Below are 14,716 nucleotides of genomic sequence, written 5' to 3'. Positions count from 1 at the left end.
CATGGCCGCTTCGAGCCATACTCTGGATCAGGCCCCGGTCGTGCAGTCCCTCGGGGACTTCGACCCACGCTCGGGCAATCCCCTCGAGCGCCTGATCTTCAACAACCGTCTGGCCGTCGTGGTGCTGTGCGGCCTGGCGACGCTGGCGCTGGCCGTCATCGCGTTTTCGAAACTGAGCTTCAACGCCAGCTTCGAGAAGATGATTCCGCAGAGCCATCCCTACATCCAGAACTATCTCGAGAACCGCAAGGAGCTGCGCGGCCTCGGTAACGCGCTGCGGGTGGTCGTCGAAAACCCCAGCGGCGACATCTTCGACGCCAGGTACCAGGAGGCACTCAAGCAGATCAATGACGAGCTGTTCCTGACGCCGGGCGTCGACCGTGCCTGGGTCAAGTCCTTGTGGGCCCCGTCGGTGCGCTGGAACGAGGTGACCGAGGAGGGCTTCCAGGGCGGGCCGGTGATGCCCGAATCCTACGACGGCTCGCCCAAGGCCACCGCGCAGCTGCGTCTGAACATCGCCCGCGCCGGGATCGTTGGCCGCTTCGTCGGCGCCGACTACAAGTCGAGCATGATCTTCGTGCCCTTGCTCGACAAGGACCCGGCGACCGGGCAGGCAATCGACTACCGCGCCCTGTCGCGGACGCTGGAGGACGGCATCCGCGCCAGGTTCGAGAACGCGCCCGGCACACCGGTGCGCATCCACATCATCGGCTTCGCCAAGCTGGTCGGCGATCTCATCGACGGGCTGGCCCAGGTGATGACCTATTTCGCCATCGCCGCGCTGATCGCCATCGTCGTGATCTACGCCTATACCCGTTGCACCCGCAGCACGGCGCTGGTGGTGGCCTGCTCGATGGCGGCGGTCGTCTGGCAGCTGGGCCTGGTGTCGGCCTTCGGCTTCGAGCTTGACCCGTTCTCGGTGCTGGTGCCCTTCCTGATCTTTGCGATCGGGGTTTCCCATGGCGCCCAGAAGATGAACGGCATCATGCAGGACATCGGCCGCGGCACGCACAAGCTGGTGGCGGCGCGCTTCACCTTCCGCCGCCTGTTCCTGGCCGGCATCACCGCGCTGCTGGCCGACGCTGTGGGCTTCGCGGTGCTGGTGGTGATCGACATTCCGGTGATCAAGGACCTGGCCATCACCGCCAGCATCGGCGTGGCGGTGCTGATCTTCACCAATCTGATCCTGCTGCCGGTGCTGCTGTCCTACACCGGCGTCAGCGCCCGTGCCGCCGAGCGCAGCCTGAGCAGCGTCGATGCCGCGGCGGCGCAGCGCGGCGTATGGGGCTGGCTGGGCCACTTCACCGAAAGGCGCTGGGCCTTGCCGACGATCCTCGTCTCCGCCGTGCTGACCGCGGTGGGCTTCGCGGTGAGCCATAACCTGAAGATTGGCGACCTGGAGGCCGGTGCCCCCGAGCTCCGCGCGGACTCCCGCTACAACCGTGACAACGCCTACGTCACGTCCCATTACGCGTTGTCCAGCGATCAGTTCGCGGTGATCGTGAAGACCGCGGCCGAAGGCTGCCTCAAGTACCAGACCCAGGTCGAGGCAGACCGCCTGGCCTGGGAGCTGCGGCAGCTGCCGGGGGTGCAGACCACGGTCTTCCTTGGTGACGCGATCCGCCAGATCACAGCCGGCTCCTACGAAGGCAATCCCAAGTGGCTGACCCTGGCCCGCAACCAGGACGTGCTCAATTACGGTGCCCAGCAGGCCTCGACCAATAACCCGGACCTGTTCAACAACGATTGCTCGGTGATGCCGGTGATCGCCTATCTCACCGACCATCGCGCCGACACCCTCGACCGGATCGCCGCCGCGGCCGACCGCTTTGCCGCCGAACACAGCACGCCTGACCGCCAGTTCCTGCTGGCCGCCGGCAGTGCCGGCATCGAGGCGGCCACCAACAGCGTGGTGCGCGACGCCAACCGCACGATGCTGCTCTACGTGTATGGCGCGGTCAGCGGGCTGTGCCTGATCACCTTCCGCAGCTGGCGCGCGACGGTGGTGGCGATCCTGCCGCTGGCGGTGACCTCCATCCTCTGCGAGGCGCTGATGGTGATGCTGGGCATCGGGGTGAAGGTCGCCACGCTGCCGGTTATCGCCCTTGGGGTGGGCATCGGCGTCGATTACGCCCTCTACCTGCTGAGTATCCAGCTCGCCCAGCAGCGGGCCGGCGCATCGCTGGCAGTGGCTTACCGGCGTGCGCTGCAATTCACCGGCAAGGTCGTCGCGCTGGTCGGCGTCACGCTGGCCGCTGGGGTGGTGACCTGGGCCTGGTCGCCGATCAAGTTCCAGGGCGACATGGGCATCCTGCTGACCTTCATGTTCGTGTGGAACATGGTCGGCGCGCTGGTCCTGATTCCCGCGCTGTCCCACTTCCTGCTGCGCAAGCCGGCCTGAGCCGATCCTCAACACAGTAATCGGAGAATCCGACATGCAAGCACTTTCTTCCCTGCGGATGACGACCTGGCCGGCCTGGGGGCCGGGCCTGCTCACCGCGGCCACCATCGCCATGGCCGCCAGCTTCGTGGCCGAACACCAGGGCGGCCCGCAGCTGCTCTACGCGTTGTTCTTCGGCATGGCCTTCAACTTCGCGGCGGAAGGTCCTAAGGTGAAAGCGGGGATCGACTTCGCATCGCGCAGCGTGTTGCGCTTCGGCGTCGCCCTGCTGGGGGCACGGATCACCCTCGAACAGATCACCGCCCTCGGTTTCGCGCCGGTGGTTCTGGTGGTGTCGGGCGTGGTGGGCACCATCCTGTTCGGCGCCATGCTCGGCCGCCTGCTCAAGCGCCCGGTCGTCGAGGGGCTGCTGACCGGCGGCGCGGTGGCGATCTGCGGCGCGTCCGCCGCCCTGGCCATCGCCGCGGTGCTGCCGCGCAACGATGAGAACCAGCGCTTCACGCTCTTTACCGTCGTCGGTGTGACCACCTTGTCCACGATGGCGATGATCGTCTATCCGAGCGTGGTCAAGATCTGCGGCCTGGATGCCCACGGTGCGGCGATCTTCCTCGGCGGCACCATCCACGACGTGGCCCAGGTGGTGGCCGCGGGCTACCTTATCTCGCCGCAGGTCGGCGACAGCGCGACCTTCGTCAAGCTGCTGCGGGTCGCTACGCTGATGCCGGTCGTAGCCTGCTTCGGGCTGATGTTCCGCGCCCAGGGCGGTGATGCCGGCGCCCGGCCGCCGGTGCTGCCCGGTTTCCTGGTCGGCTTCATGGCGCTGATGGCGCTGAACAGCCTGGGTTGGCTGCCTGCCTCCGTGGCCCACGGGCTGAGCGACCTGTCTCGCTGGTGCCTGGTGGTGGCGATCGCCGCGCTCGGCGTCAAGACGTCCTTTCAACAGCTGGCGCGGCTGGGCTGGCGGCCGGTGTTCATGCTGGTGGCCGAAACCCTGTTCCTGGCCGCGCTGATCCTCGCCGGCGTCACCGTACTGCGCTGAGCCGGCGCCCCAATCGAAAAAACGACAATACCCGAGGAGACCCGACATGTTTGGCCTGATGCAGGACCGTCCATTGCTGATTTCGTCGCTGATCGAACATGCGGCGGCTTTTCACCCCCACGCCGAGATCGTGTCCCGCACGCTCGAGGGGCCGATCCACCGTTGCACCTACGCGGACATCCGCCGCCGCGCGATGCAGGTGGCCAACGCCATGCAGACCTTGGGCGTACAGCCTGGCGACCCGGTCGGCACGCTGGCCTGGAACGGTTACCGGCACATGGAACTGTATTTCGGCGTGTCCGGCACGGGCGCCGTGCTGCACACCATCAACCCGCGCCTGTTCCCGGAGCAGATCGAGTACATCGCCAACCACGCCGAAGACCAGTACATCTTCTTCGACGTGAGCTTCACCGCGCTGATTGAAAAGCTCGCCCCACGCATGAAGAGCGTGAAGGCCTTCATCGCGATGACCGACCGGGCCAACATGCCCACCGCCGACATTCCCGGCCTGATCTGCTACGAAGACCTGATTGGCCGCGAGCCGGCGCAATACCGCTGGCCGGAGTTCGACGAGCGGGAGGCTTCGTCCCTGTGCTACACCTCGGGCACCACCGGCAACCCGAAGGGCGTGCTGTACAGCCATCGCTCGTCGGTGCTGCACGCCTTCCTGGCCTGCAGCGTGGATGGTTTGGGCCTGGCCGCCGCCGAGAGCGCGCTGGTGGTGGTGCCGATGTTCCACGTGAACGCCTGGGGCATGCCCTACGCCGGCGCCATGTGCGGCGCCAAGCTGGTGTTGCCCGGCCCGGCGATGGACGGCAAGAGCCTCTACGAGCTGATCCGCGACGAGGGCGTGACTCTCGCGCTGGGCGTGCCGACGGTCTGGCAGATGCTGTTGCAGCACGCCGAGCGCAACGCCACCGATCCGAAGCGCGAGCTGGTGTTGCGCCGGGTCGTCATCGGCGGCTCGTCGGCGCCGCGCTCCATGTGCGAAGCCTTCGAGACCCTGATGGGTGCCTTCGTGGTGCACGCCTGGGGGATGACCGAGATGTCGCCGATAGGGACCATCTGCAACCTGCTCCCCAAGCACAAACGGGCCAGCCTCGAACAGCGCCTGGACCTGCAGGTGAAGCAGGGGCGGGGCGTGTATGGCGTGGAGCTGAAGCTCACCGACGAGGACGGCAACCGCCTGCCCCACGATGGCACTACGGCCGGCCATCTCAAGGTGCGTGGCCCGTGGATCGCCAATGCCTATTTCCACGACGAGGGTGGCTCGATCCTGGACGACGAGGGCTTCTTCGACACCGGCGACATCGCCACCATCGACCTGGACGGCTACATGCACATCACCGACAGGGCCAAGGACGTGATCAAGTCGGGCGGCGAGTGGATCTCGTCCATCGACCTGGAGAATGCCGCGGTCGGCATGCCCGGCGTGGCCGAAGCGGCGGTGATCGGCATCGCCCATCCCAAGTGGCAGGAGCGGCCGCTGCTGATCATCGTGCGCAAGCCCGATTGCCCGCTGATCAACAAGGACGACGTGCTGCAGTACCTGGAGGGCCAGGTGGCCAAGTGGTGGCTGCCGGACGATGTGGTGTTCATCGAAGAGATGCCCCACACCGCGACCGGCAAGCTGCAGAAGATGGCCCTGCGCCAGATGTTCCGCGACTACCGCTTTCCCGCCTGATCGCCCGAGGAGATCCAAGTTGAACAAGTTGATGGATTGGGACGAGGTCGGCCCTTTATTCCGTGACGGCATGAGCATCATGGTCGGCGGCTTCTTTGCCGTCGGTACCCCCGGCGGCATCGTTTCCCTGCTGGCGAGGCAGGGTATCGGTGAGCTGACCCTGATCGGCAACGACACCGCCTCGCCGACCACAGGCGTGGGGCCGCTGATTTCCAGCGGGCAGGTCAGCAAGGTGATCGTCTCCCACATCGGGACCAACCCCGTCACCGGCCGCAAGATGATGGACGGCGAGATGGAGGTGGAGCTGGTGCCCCAGGGCACCCTGGCCGAGCGCATCCGTTGCGGTGGCTCCGGCCTCGGCGGCGTGCTGACGCCGACCGGTGTTGGCACCGTGGTGGAGGAGGGCAAGACCAAGCTGGCTGTCGGGGGGCGGGAGTATCTCCTCGAACTGCCGCTGCGCGCCGACGTGGCCATTCTCAAGGCAAGCAAGGCCGACCGGGCCGGCAACCTCATCTATGAGCGCGCCGCCCGCAACTTCAATCCGGTGATGGCCTTCGCCGCCGACCTGGTGATTGCCGAAGTGGATGAGCTGGTGGAGACCGGCAGCATCGACCCGGATGACGTGATGACGCCGGCCGCGCTGGTGGACCGGATCGTCGTGAGCCGGAAGGGGGCCTGACATGGATGCAAAGGAACGTATCGCCCGCCGCGTGGCGAAGGAGCTGAAGGAAGGTTATGTGGTGAATCTCGGTATCGGCTTGCCGACGTTGGTGCCGCGCTTCCTGCCGAAGGATGTGCACATCACGCTGCAGTCGGAAAACGGTTTCCTCGGCATGGGCGCCCTGGAAGGCGAGCCGCGTCCGGGCGAAGTGAACGCCGGCGGCCAGCCCTGCGGCCTGGTGCCGGGCGCAGCGGTATTCGACAGCGTGACCTCCTTCGCGCTGATCCGCGGTGGTCACGTGGACGTGACGGTGCTCGGCGGCCTGCAGGTGGACGAGGACGGCAACCTCGCCAACTGGATGGTGCCCGGCAAGATGATCCCCGGTATGGGCGGCGCGATGGACCTGCTGGCCGGCGCAAAGAAGGTCATCGTGGCGATGGAACATTGCACCAAGACCGGCGAACCGCGTCTGCTGGAGCGCTGCGACCTGCCGCTCACCGCCAAGGGGCGCGTGTCCCTGGTGGTGACCGAGTTGGCCGTCTTCGGCATTTCCCACGGGGAATTCGTGCTGCGGGAACTGGCGCCCGGCGTCGATCTGGAGACGGTCCGGCACAAGACCGGCGCGCGCTTCCTGATCTCCGACAGCCTTTGTGAAATGGCCGCGGCGCGCTGAGTCGTCGCGCAACCCCAACTATTTTCAGGAACAGAACATGAATCAATACATTGCCCCGATCCGCGACATGCAGTTCGTGATGCAGGAGCTGGCCGGCCTCGATCAGGTGCTCGCACTGCCGGGCTATGAGGAGGCCGACCGGGATCTGGTGGACGCGATCCTCGAAGAGGCCGGCAAGTTCGCCGGCGAAGTGCTGGCGCCGCTCAACCGCGTCGGCGACACGGAGGGCTGCCGCTGGGAGGCAGGCCAGGTGACGACCGCGCCGGGCTTCAAGGAGGCTTACCGGCAGTTCGTCGAATCGGGCTGGAACGGCGTTGCCTGCGAGCCCGAGTTTGGCGGCCAGGGCCTGCCGCGCCTGCTGTCGAGCGCGGTGCGCGAGATGTGGAAGGCTTCGAACATGGCCTTCTCCCTGTGCCCGATGCTGACCCAGGGCGCCATCGAGGCGCTGGCATTGAACGGCAGCGCGGAGCTGAAAGCCCGTTTTCTGGAGAGGATGGTGTCCGGCGAATGGACCGGCACGATGAACCTGACGGAACCGAACGCGGGGTCGGATCTCGCAGCGGTCCGCACCCGTGCTGAGCCGCAGGCCGACGGCAGCTACCGGATCTTCGGCCAGAAGATCTTCATCACCTACGGCGAGCACGACATGACCGACAACATCGTGCACCTGGTGCTGGCCCGCCTGCCCGACGCGCCACCGGGGGTGAAGGGCATCTCGCTGTTTGTAGTGCCCAAGCTTCTGGTGAATGCGGACGGCAGCCTGGGTGAGCGCAACGACGCCTGGTGTGCCTCCATCGAGCACAAGATGGGCATCCATGGCAGTCCGACGGCGGTGATGATCTTCGGCGAGAACGGCGGTGCGACCGGCTACCTGGTGGGTGAGGCCAACCGCGGCCTCGAATACATGTTCGTGATGATGAACGAGGCCCGCTTCGGCGTCGGGCTGGAAGGGCTGGCCATCGGCGAGCGGGCTTACCAGCAGGCGCTGGCCTACGCCAGTGAGCGGGTGCAGGGCAAGGACATGACGTCCCGCTCGCCAGAGTCGGTGGCGATCATCCGGCATCCGGACGTGCGCCGCATGCTGATGCTGATGAAAGCCAAGATCGAGGCGATGCGGGCGCTGGCCTACGTGGTGGCCGCTTCGCTGGATCACGCCCACCAAGTGTCGGCTGCGGACGAGCGGAACAAGCATCAGGCTTTCGCGGACCTGTTGATCCCGGTGGTCAAGGGCTGGCTCACCGAAACGGCCAATGAGCTGGCCTCGATCGGCGTGCAGGTGCATGGCGGCATGGGTTTCATCGAGGAAACCGGCGCCGCCCAGCATTTCCGTGACGCCCGCATCATCAACATCTACGAGGGCACCACCGGCATCCAGGCGCTGGACCTGATCGGCCGCAAGACCGCGCGTGACTGCGGCGCAGCGGCCAAGGCGCTGGTTGCGGAGATGCTCGCCCTCGACGGCCAGTTGGCCGAGCAGGCTGATGCTGACTTCACGGTGATCCGCCAGGCGCTGGTGGAAGGCGCCGCGGAGATGGACGACTGCGTGGATTACATCGTCGAGAACTTCGCGGCGAACGCTGCCGAGGTGACCGCGGGTTCGGTGCCGTATCTGATGCTGGTCGGCATCGTGGCCGGTGGTTGGCAGATGGCTCGCGCGGCTTTGGCGGCGCGTCGGCGGCTGGATGAAGGCAGCGGCAACGCGGCCTTCTACCGCGCCAAGATCGCGACCGCCCGTTTCTACGCGGAGCACGTGATGACCCAGGTGGCCGGACTGTCGCGTACCGTGCGCGAAGGCGGAAAGTCGGTGCTGATGCTGGGCGACGAGCAGTTCTGATCGCCGAACGCGTTATTGCATTTCCTCCCCTCCCGGTTTGGCTGGGGCGGGGCGGGGCACCGAGGCCAGTTGCGTCACGAGTTCCTGCGTGCGTATTTCGGCGTCCTTTGCCCGCGTGGCTTCACGCGTAACTTGCTGATCAAGCATCTCGATGCGGGCCGCCTGCGCACTGCTCATGGCGGCCTGCTCCTGCAGGCTGAGGTTCATGGTCGCAAGGTCTGCCTTGAGCGCTGAAATATCGCCATCCCGTGCGTTGACTATCGCAGTCAGCTCCCTGGCGTGGGAGGTCTGTGCCGCCGCGCGCTCTTCGGCTTCGTCCGTTTTCTTCCGTTGCGCGACAAGGGCGCTATCCAGCGCCGCTGCGCGTTGCCGCCATTCCTGCACCGCTGCGGCGTGATCCTGGCGCAGCTGGTCGGTCTGTCGCATCAGATGCTCCCGCTCGCCGGCGGCGCGTTCCCGTTCGATACGTAGCTCGTCGATCAGGCGGTTGCGTTCTGCGGCGGCCTGTACGCCGAGTTCCATGACGTGCATCCGGTGTTCGTCACGCAGATTTTCCAGTTGCCGCTGATTCTCAGCGATTGTCGCCACCTGCTGCTCGCGCTGGGCCAGCAGGTCCGCGATCATCGCTTCGCGGGCCAACTCAGCTTCTTTCAGGCTGTCGAGCTCGGTCTGAAGGCGTGCGGTCTCGGCGCGTTCGTTGCGGAGCCGGTCTTGGGCGTCCGCGCTTTCCCGGCGCGCCTGATCCGTGGCCAGCTGAAGTTCTTCGGCCTGCTTGTCGAATCCGGCCTTCAGCGTCTGCTCGGCTTCGGCAGTGCCTTCCGCCGACAGGGCGAGCAGGGCGTCGAAAAGGCTCTTGGCCTTGAGCTGGAGGTTTTCCGGCCAGTTGCCGAAGAACGGGTGACGACTCAACGCCGTGGCTTGGGCTTGATGTTCCCGCCATTCCCGGATGTACGCCGAAACGATGCGCGTGGCGCCCTTGCCCAGTCGCTCGTGGACCTTCAGGTAGGTCGGGTTCTCTCCGGCGGCGGCGAGATCATTGCACACCGCTTCAACCATCTCGTAGCTCACGGCGCTGGCCATCGCTTCATTTCCTTTTGCTTTTGCATGGGGCTGTCGGATCGTCAGCGCCGCATGGGCATGGTTTCATATATTGCGCAATTGCGCAATTTGTACTCCAGCAAAATACAGATAATGTCGAGTTCTGCAATTATCGTTACTATATGCACGTAATCAGCTCCGACGAGCTGCAGGACGTCAGAAGAATCAATAGGCACCCATGATGAGCAAGACCAGACCTCCGCAGGACGGTGAAGCAAGCTTCGATCTCGTGGTGCCAGACGCCGGTCTGCGGGTGGGCGCAAGCTTCCTGGCGCCGAACATCACAAACTCGCTTGGCGTCACCAACGACAGGGACGCCGTGCTGGTGTGGCTCAACACCCGCGCCAAGAACGCCCACACCCGCAAGGCCTACCTCCAGGAGCTTCGTCGTTTTGCCACTTTCCTGGCGTGCCTGCGGGGCGCTTCCCTGGCGCAGGCGACCGTGGCCGATCTGGAAGCTTTCCGCGCGTGGCTGGCAGTGCCGTACCTGCCGGAGCAAGGCTGGCCGGCGGGCTACCTGCCGTTCAGAACCGATGGGGCCGGCAAGCTGATGGGGTTGTCCATCGGCAGCCGCCGGCGGGCCGACATCACGGTTCGCGGCCTGTACCGCTTCCTTCATGAGGGCGGTTACCTGCCCACCAACCCTTTCTTGCAGCTCGGCAAGCTGACTGGAGAGGAAATCTCCATCGACGAGTTGTCGCGCCTTGGCATGTCGCCCCAGCAGTACGCGCGCAAACTGCGTCAGGACGCGATACGGGAAGACAACCTGGCGGCCGACAAGGCCTTCTCCTTCGGACTGTGGCGGTGGTTGCGCGCCTTTCTGGATGCGCCGGAAAACACCTGGAAGATCCCGTCGGCGGACGGCCCGTTTGAGCAGGGGCCCGATACCATCGAGCCGTGGTCACTGGAGCGACAAGCCCGCCTGCGCTGCATCCTGCTGTTCAGTTATGCAGCCGCGAGCCGGCGCGCCGAGCTGGCGGAGGCGACGATGAGCGCGGTCGTCAAGAGCGGCACGCGGTGGGTCTGGAAGGTCGTCGGAAAAGGCCGCACGGCTGCGGAAGGGCCAGATCGGGTGACGCTGGACGAGGATGCCGTCGAGGCTTTGCGGTATTACCGTCTGAAACGCGGTCTCGGCAGCTACCCGGACAGCGCCGAATACGACATCCCGCTGATCGCCAAGCTGAGTCCCAAACGCGTACGCCGGGTCGAACTCAAGACCGGCGAGGGCGTCAGTCCCGGCTACCTGAACTCGGAGCTACGCCGTTTCTTCAATTTCGCAGCGCCTTTTGCCGCTCAGATCGAGCCCCACTGGGAAGTCGATCTGCGCAACGCCGCATCCCATTGGCTGCGCCATACCCGTGGCAGCCATTTCGCGCTGGGGCACGTGTCCTTGGCGAGGACCGCCGAGCAGCTCAGGCACAAGGACCCGCGCACCACCAGCCGCTACTACGTCCATATGAAGGACGAGGAGCGCGGCGAGGCGGTGGATGCGGTGTCCAGGCTGTTGAAGGGTGCCTAGCCTCTCCGGACGGATGGTGCAACCGCCGTTCAGTCCCGGTTCGCGCGGCTGAGGAAGGCTTGATCGAGTTTCATGCTGCCAGCCCCCGTTCGCGGGCCATCGTGATGGCCGTGTCTTCGATCATGTCCTCCTGCCCGCCGACCATGCCGCGGCGGCCCAGTTCGACCAGGATGTCGCGGGCCGGCACGCCGTACTTCTTGGAGGCGCGCTTGGCGAACAGCAGGAAGGAGCCGTACACACCGGCGTAGCCGAGGGTCAGCGCATCCCGGTCGATGCGGATCGGGAAGTCCATGATCGGCACCACCAGGTCTTCGGCGACGTCGGTGATCTTCGCCACGTCCACACCGGTCTCGATGCCCATCAGGCTGCACACCGCGATCAGCACTTCCATCGGCGTGTTGCCGGCCCCGGCGCCCAGGCCGGCGGCGGCCGCGTCGATGCGCGTGGCGCCCACTTCGATGGCGGCGATGCTGTTGGCCACGCCCATCGCCAGGTTGTGGTGGCCGTGGAAGCCCAGTTCGGTCTCCGGCTTCAGCGCTTCACGCACGGCGCTGAGGCGGGCCTTGACGGTGTCGGGCAGCAGGTGGCCGGCCGAGTCGGTCACGTAGATGCAGTTGGCGCCGTAGCTCTCCATCAGCTTGGCCTGCTTGACCAGCCCTTCGGGGCTGTTCATGTGGGCCATCATCAGGAAGCCGACGGTGTCCAGGTCGAGCTTCCTGGCCATCGTGATGTGCTGTTCGGACACATCGGCCTCGGTGCAGTGGGTGGCGACGCGGATCGTCGACACGCCGAGCTCCTTGGCCATCTTCAGGTGATCGACGGTGCCGATGCCCGGCAAGAGCAGCGCCGAGACCTTGGCCTGCTTCATCAGCGGGATGACGGTGGACAGGTACTCCTCGTCGGTGTGGGCCGGAAAGCCGTAGTTCACCGAGCTGCCGCCCAGGCCGTCGCCGTGGGTGACTTCGATCAGCGGCACGCCGGCGGCGTCGAGGCCGGTGGCGATGCTCTTCATCTGCTCCAGGCTCATCAGGTGACGCTTGGGGTGCATGCCGTCCCGCAGGGTCATGTCATGCACAGTGACGGCCCCTCGGCTGCCGGTTACGGCCGCCGATCCCCCGAGGGGATCTCGCCCGCCTTCGGGCGGCCGTGCGGTGGGCTCGTGCGGGATTTTTGTGCCTTTGAGTTCCATGGTGCTTTCCTTAGGCGGTGACGGGTTGGAGGGTCAGGCTGCCCTTGATGATCTCTTCGGCGAACATCTCGGCCGTGCGCGCAGCGGCGGCGGTCATGATGTCGAGGTTGCCGGCGTACTTGGGCAGGTAGTCGCCGAGGCCTTCGACTTCGAGATAGACGGAGACGCGGTTGCCGTCGAAAACCGGGCCGTTCACCAGGCGGTAGCCGGGTACGTACTTCTGGACTTCCTGAATCATCGCAGCGATGGATTCGCGGATCGCGTCCTGCTGCGGTTCGCCTTCGACCAGGCAATGCACGGTGTCGCGCATCATCAGCGGGGGTTCGGCCGGGTTGATGATGATGATGGCCTTGCCCTTCCTGGCGCCGCCGACCTTCTCGACCGCGCCGGCGGTGGTGCGGGTGAATTCGTCGATGTTCTTGCGGGTGCCGGGGCCGGCGCTCTTGGAGGAGACGGTGGCGATGATTTCGCCGTATTCCACCGGCTGCACGCGGGAGATCGCAGCAACCATCGGGATCGTCGCCTGGCCGCCACAGGTGACCATGTTGACGTTCATTTCCCGTTGGCCGACGTGCTGCTTCAGATTGACCGGCGGCACGCAGTAGGGGCCGATAGCGGCCGGGGTCAGGTCGACCATCAGCACGCCGAGCTCGTTGAGCTTGCGGCTGTTCTCGGCATGCACGTAGGCGGAGGTGGCGTCGAAGGCGATCTGCACGCCGTCGGCGAGCACGTGGGGCAGGAGGCCGTCCACGCCGTCGGCGGTGGTCTTGAGGCCCATCTCACGGGCGCGCTTGAGGCCATCCGATTCCGGGTCGATGCCGACCATCCACACCGGCTCCAGCACGGGGCTGCGCTGCAGCTTGGCCAGCAGGTCCGTGCCGATGTTGCCCGGGCCGATCAGGGCGCATTTGATTTTCTTCATGGCGAATCCTTGTGGGGGCTTGGGGTGCAGGACGCGCGGCGGGGCAGGGGAGGGAGACGGGCCGAAGGCCCGGGGGTTGGGAGCCAACCCCGCCGCGCGGCTGCAAGCGGAAAATCAGCGGAAGCGGACCGAGCAGCCGCCCAGCCCGTCGATGTTCAACGTGAAATGGTCGCCGGCACGCACCGGAACCAGCGGCGCCAGCGCGCCGGACAGGATCAGCTCGCCCTTGTGGAACGGGATGCCGAAGCGGCCGAGGGTGTTGGCCAGCCAGGCGACGGCCTCGGCGGGGTGGCCCTGGACTGCGGCGCCGGTGCCGCTGCCGGCGGGCTCGCCGTTGCGCTGCATCTCCATGCGTACCGCCGCGAGGTCGAGGCTGCGCGGATCGGTATGGCGTTGCCCAAGGACGAACACGCCGCAGGAGGCGTTGTCCGCGACGGTGTCCTGGATGCGGATCTTCCAGTCGTGGATGCGGCTGTCGACGATTTCGAAGCACGGTGCCACCCAGGCCGTGGCGGCGAGCACGTCGCCACGGGTGATGCCCGGTCCGTGCAGATCGTCCTTCAGCATGAAGGCGATCTCGCCTTCGGCGCGGGGCTGGATCAGACCGGCGCGGGCGATGTCGATGTCGGCGCCGTCCGGGTAGTGCATCGCATCGGTGAGGAAACCGAAGTCGGGCTGATGCACGTTCAGCATGTCCTGGACCGGTTTGCTGGTGACGCCGATCTTCTTGCCGATCAGCTTTTCGCCGGCTTCCTGCCGCAAGCGCAGCAGGTGGAGGGAGATGCGATAGGCGTCGTCGATGCTGATGTCGGGGTGGCTGTCGGTGAGCGGCGCGATGGTGCGCCTCTCCCGCAGGGCGGTGTGAAGGGTGTCGCCGAGGCTGGCGATCAGGCTGTCGTTCATGGCGGGGCTCCGTCGCTCAACCGGGCCAGACGCTGGATTCGGCGCCGCCATCCACCTCGATGATCTTGCCGGTCACCCACGCGGAGGCGGGAGAAGCGAGATAGAGCGCTGCGGCGGCGATGTCCTCGGGTTGGCCGAGGCACTGGAGCGGCGTGTTGCGGATCATGCCGTCGCGCATGTCGGCGGGCAGCGCGCGGTCCAGCGCCGCGGTGAGGATGGGGCCGGGGGCGATGGCGTTTACACGCACCTGCGGCGCGAAATCCTGGGCCAGCAGGCGCGTCAGCTGGGTCAGCGCGGCCTTGGCGGAACCATAGGCGCTGAAGTGGGGTTGGGCGTAGCGGGCCGCGCCGGAGGTGATGTTCACGATGTTGCCGCCGCCGGCTTCGCGCATGTGAGGCACGCACAGTTGCGTCAGCGCGTAGGCGGAGCTGACGTTGAAACGCAGCACTTCCTCGAAGCGGGCCGCTGACATCTTCAGTGGATCGTTGGGGCCGGCACCGCCGGCGTTGTTGACCAGATGGGTCAGACGGCCAAAGGCCTCGAGGGCGGCGCTGACGGCTGTGCCCCGCTGGTCAGCGTCGTTCACGTCGCAGCTGACCGCTACTGCCCGGCGGCCGAGGGCGCGCACTTCGTCGGCGACGGCCTCCACGTCGGCCAGCGTGCGTGCAGCACAGACGATGTCGGCGCCCGCCTCTGCGTAGGCCAGGGCGATGGCGCGTCCGATGCCGCGGCCGGCGCCAGTGACCAGCGCAACCTGGTTGGTGAGGGAAAAGCGTTCGAGCAGGGGCATGCG

The 14,716-nt window shown here is 66.3% G+C and carries 12 protein-coding genes; 7 read left to right on the top strand and 5 right to left on the bottom strand.

All coding sequences use genetic code 11. From position 1 onward, the window contains the following. Position 1: 1 nt before the first annotated feature. Genes AC3QL2_RS23960 through AC3QL2_RS23935 form a run of 6 tightly spaced genes read left to right on the top strand, consistent with a single transcriptional unit; the run spans position 2 to position 8,292 of the window. Positions 2 to 2,401 (top strand): efflux RND transporter permease subunit, encoded by a 2,400-nt coding sequence (locus AC3QL2_RS23960; protein ID WP_493234949.1) that lies wholly within the window; start codon positions 2 to 4, stop codon positions 2,399 to 2,401. Positions 2,402 to 2,435: 34 nt separating this feature from the next. After that, positions 2,436 to 3,440, top strand: coding sequence for a YeiH family protein (locus AC3QL2_RS23955; protein WP_493234950.1), 1,005 nt, complete (start codon positions 2,436 to 2,438; stop codon positions 3,438 to 3,440). A gap of 46 nt (positions 3,441 to 3,486) precedes the next feature. Continuing rightward, entirely contained in the window at positions 3,487 to 5,124 is a 1,638-nt protein-coding gene (locus AC3QL2_RS23950; RefSeq protein WP_493234951.1) for a 3-(methylthio)propionyl-CoA ligase, read from the top strand. A 19-nt stretch (positions 5,125 to 5,143) separates the two neighbouring features. Further along, entirely contained in the window at positions 5,144 to 5,803 is a 660-nt protein-coding gene (atoD, locus tag AC3QL2_RS23945) for an acetate CoA-transferase subunit alpha (protein ID WP_493234952.1), read from the top strand. A gap of 1 nt (position 5,804) precedes the next feature. After that, on the top strand, positions 5,805 to 6,458 hold the full coding sequence (locus tag AC3QL2_RS23940; RefSeq protein ID WP_493234954.1) for a 3-oxoacid CoA-transferase subunit B: 654 nt from the start codon (positions 5,805 to 5,807) through the stop codon (positions 6,456 to 6,458). A gap of 37 nt (positions 6,459 to 6,495) precedes the next feature. Then, positions 6,496 to 8,292 (top strand): acyl-CoA dehydrogenase, encoded by a 1,797-nt coding sequence (locus AC3QL2_RS23935; RefSeq protein ID WP_493234955.1) that lies wholly within the window; start codon positions 6,496 to 6,498, stop codon positions 8,290 to 8,292. 12 nt (positions 8,293 to 8,304) lie between these two features. Here AC3QL2_RS23935 and AC3QL2_RS23930 read toward each other — a convergent pair whose 3' ends face one another. Then, on the bottom strand, positions 8,305 to 9,372 hold the full coding sequence (locus AC3QL2_RS23930) for a DNA-binding protein (RefSeq protein WP_493234957.1): 1,068 nt from the start codon (positions 9,370 to 9,372) through the stop codon (positions 8,305 to 8,307). Positions 9,373 to 9,571: 199 nt separating this feature from the next. On the opposite strand from AC3QL2_RS23930, the gene AC3QL2_RS23925 reads away from it, so the two are divergent. Continuing rightward, the gene (locus AC3QL2_RS23925; RefSeq protein WP_493234959.1) at positions 9,572 to 10,909 is read left to right on the top strand and encodes a tyrosine-type recombinase/integrase; all 1,338 of its coding nucleotides are present in this window, start codon (positions 9,572 to 9,574) and stop codon (positions 10,907 to 10,909) included. 70 nt (positions 10,910 to 10,979) lie between these two features. On the opposite strand, the gene dmpG is transcribed toward AC3QL2_RS23925, so the two are convergent. From dmpG to AC3QL2_RS23905, 4 genes are all read right to left on the bottom strand, one after another. Further along, on the bottom strand, positions 10,980 to 11,975 hold the full coding sequence (dmpG, locus tag AC3QL2_RS23920) for a 4-hydroxy-2-oxovalerate aldolase (protein ID WP_493240420.1): 996 nt from the start codon (positions 11,973 to 11,975) through the stop codon (positions 10,980 to 10,982). A 133-nt stretch (positions 11,976 to 12,108) separates the two neighbouring features. After that, complete coding sequence (locus AC3QL2_RS23915) at positions 12,109 to 13,020, bottom strand: acetaldehyde dehydrogenase (acetylating) (protein ID WP_493234962.1); 912 nt, start codon at positions 13,018 to 13,020, stop codon at positions 12,109 to 12,111. Between the two features lie 114 nt (positions 13,021 to 13,134). Continuing rightward, a complete protein-coding gene (locus tag AC3QL2_RS23910) occupies positions 13,135 to 13,923 on the bottom strand; it encodes a fumarylacetoacetate hydrolase family protein (protein ID WP_493234964.1) in 789 nt (262 codons plus the stop codon). A gap of 16 nt (positions 13,924 to 13,939) precedes the next feature. Beyond that, positions 13,940 to 14,713: a glucose 1-dehydrogenase gene (locus tag AC3QL2_RS23905; protein WP_493234965.1), complete on the bottom strand. Its 774-nt coding sequence runs from the start codon at positions 14,711 to 14,713 to the stop codon at positions 13,940 to 13,942. Positions 14,714 to 14,716 lie beyond the last annotated feature (3 nt).

It is taken from the genome of Zoogloea sp. GW822-FHT05C07 (genome assembly GCF_058800215.1).
Note: the sequence above shows the minus strand (reverse complement) of the source record. Positions and strands in the feature narration are given on the sequence as shown.

Excerpts from the sequence above, each read along its gene's own strand:
- AC3QL2_RS23960 (WP_493234949.1), top strand. The coding sequence starts at position 2 with ATGGCCGCTTCGAGCCATACTCTGGATCAGGCCCCGGTCGTGCAGTCC.
- AC3QL2_RS23955 (WP_493234950.1), top strand. The coding sequence starts at position 2,436 with ATGCAAGCACTTTCTTCCCTGCGGATGACGACCTGGCCGGCCTGGGGG.
- AC3QL2_RS23950 (WP_493234951.1), top strand. The coding sequence starts at position 3,487 with ATGTTTGGCCTGATGCAGGACCGTCCATTGCTGATTTCGTCGCTGATC.
- AC3QL2_RS23940 (WP_493234954.1), top strand. The coding sequence starts at position 5,805 with ATGGATGCAAAGGAACGTATCGCCCGCCGCGTGGCGAAGGAGCTGAAG.
- AC3QL2_RS23935 (WP_493234955.1), top strand. The coding sequence starts at position 6,496 with ATGAATCAATACATTGCCCCGATCCGCGACATGCAGTTCGTGATGCAG.
- AC3QL2_RS23930 (WP_493234957.1), bottom strand. The coding sequence starts at position 9,372 with ATGGCCAGCGCCGTGAGCTACGAGATGGTTGAAGCGGTGTGCAATGAT.
- AC3QL2_RS23925 (WP_493234959.1), top strand. The coding sequence starts at position 9,572 with ATGAGCAAGACCAGACCTCCGCAGGACGGTGAAGCAAGCTTCGATCTC.
- dmpG (WP_493240420.1), bottom strand. The coding sequence starts at position 11,975 with ATGACCCTGCGGGACGGCATGCACCCCAAGCGTCACCTGATGAGCCTG.
- AC3QL2_RS23915 (WP_493234962.1), bottom strand. The coding sequence starts at position 13,020 with ATGAAGAAAATCAAATGCGCCCTGATCGGCCCGGGCAACATCGGCACG.
- AC3QL2_RS23910 (WP_493234964.1), bottom strand. The coding sequence starts at position 13,923 with ATGAACGACAGCCTGATCGCCAGCCTCGGCGACACCCTTCACACCGCC.
- AC3QL2_RS23905 (WP_493234965.1), bottom strand. The coding sequence starts at position 14,713 with ATGCCCCTGCTCGAACGCTTTTCCCTCACCAACCAGGTTGCGCTGGTC.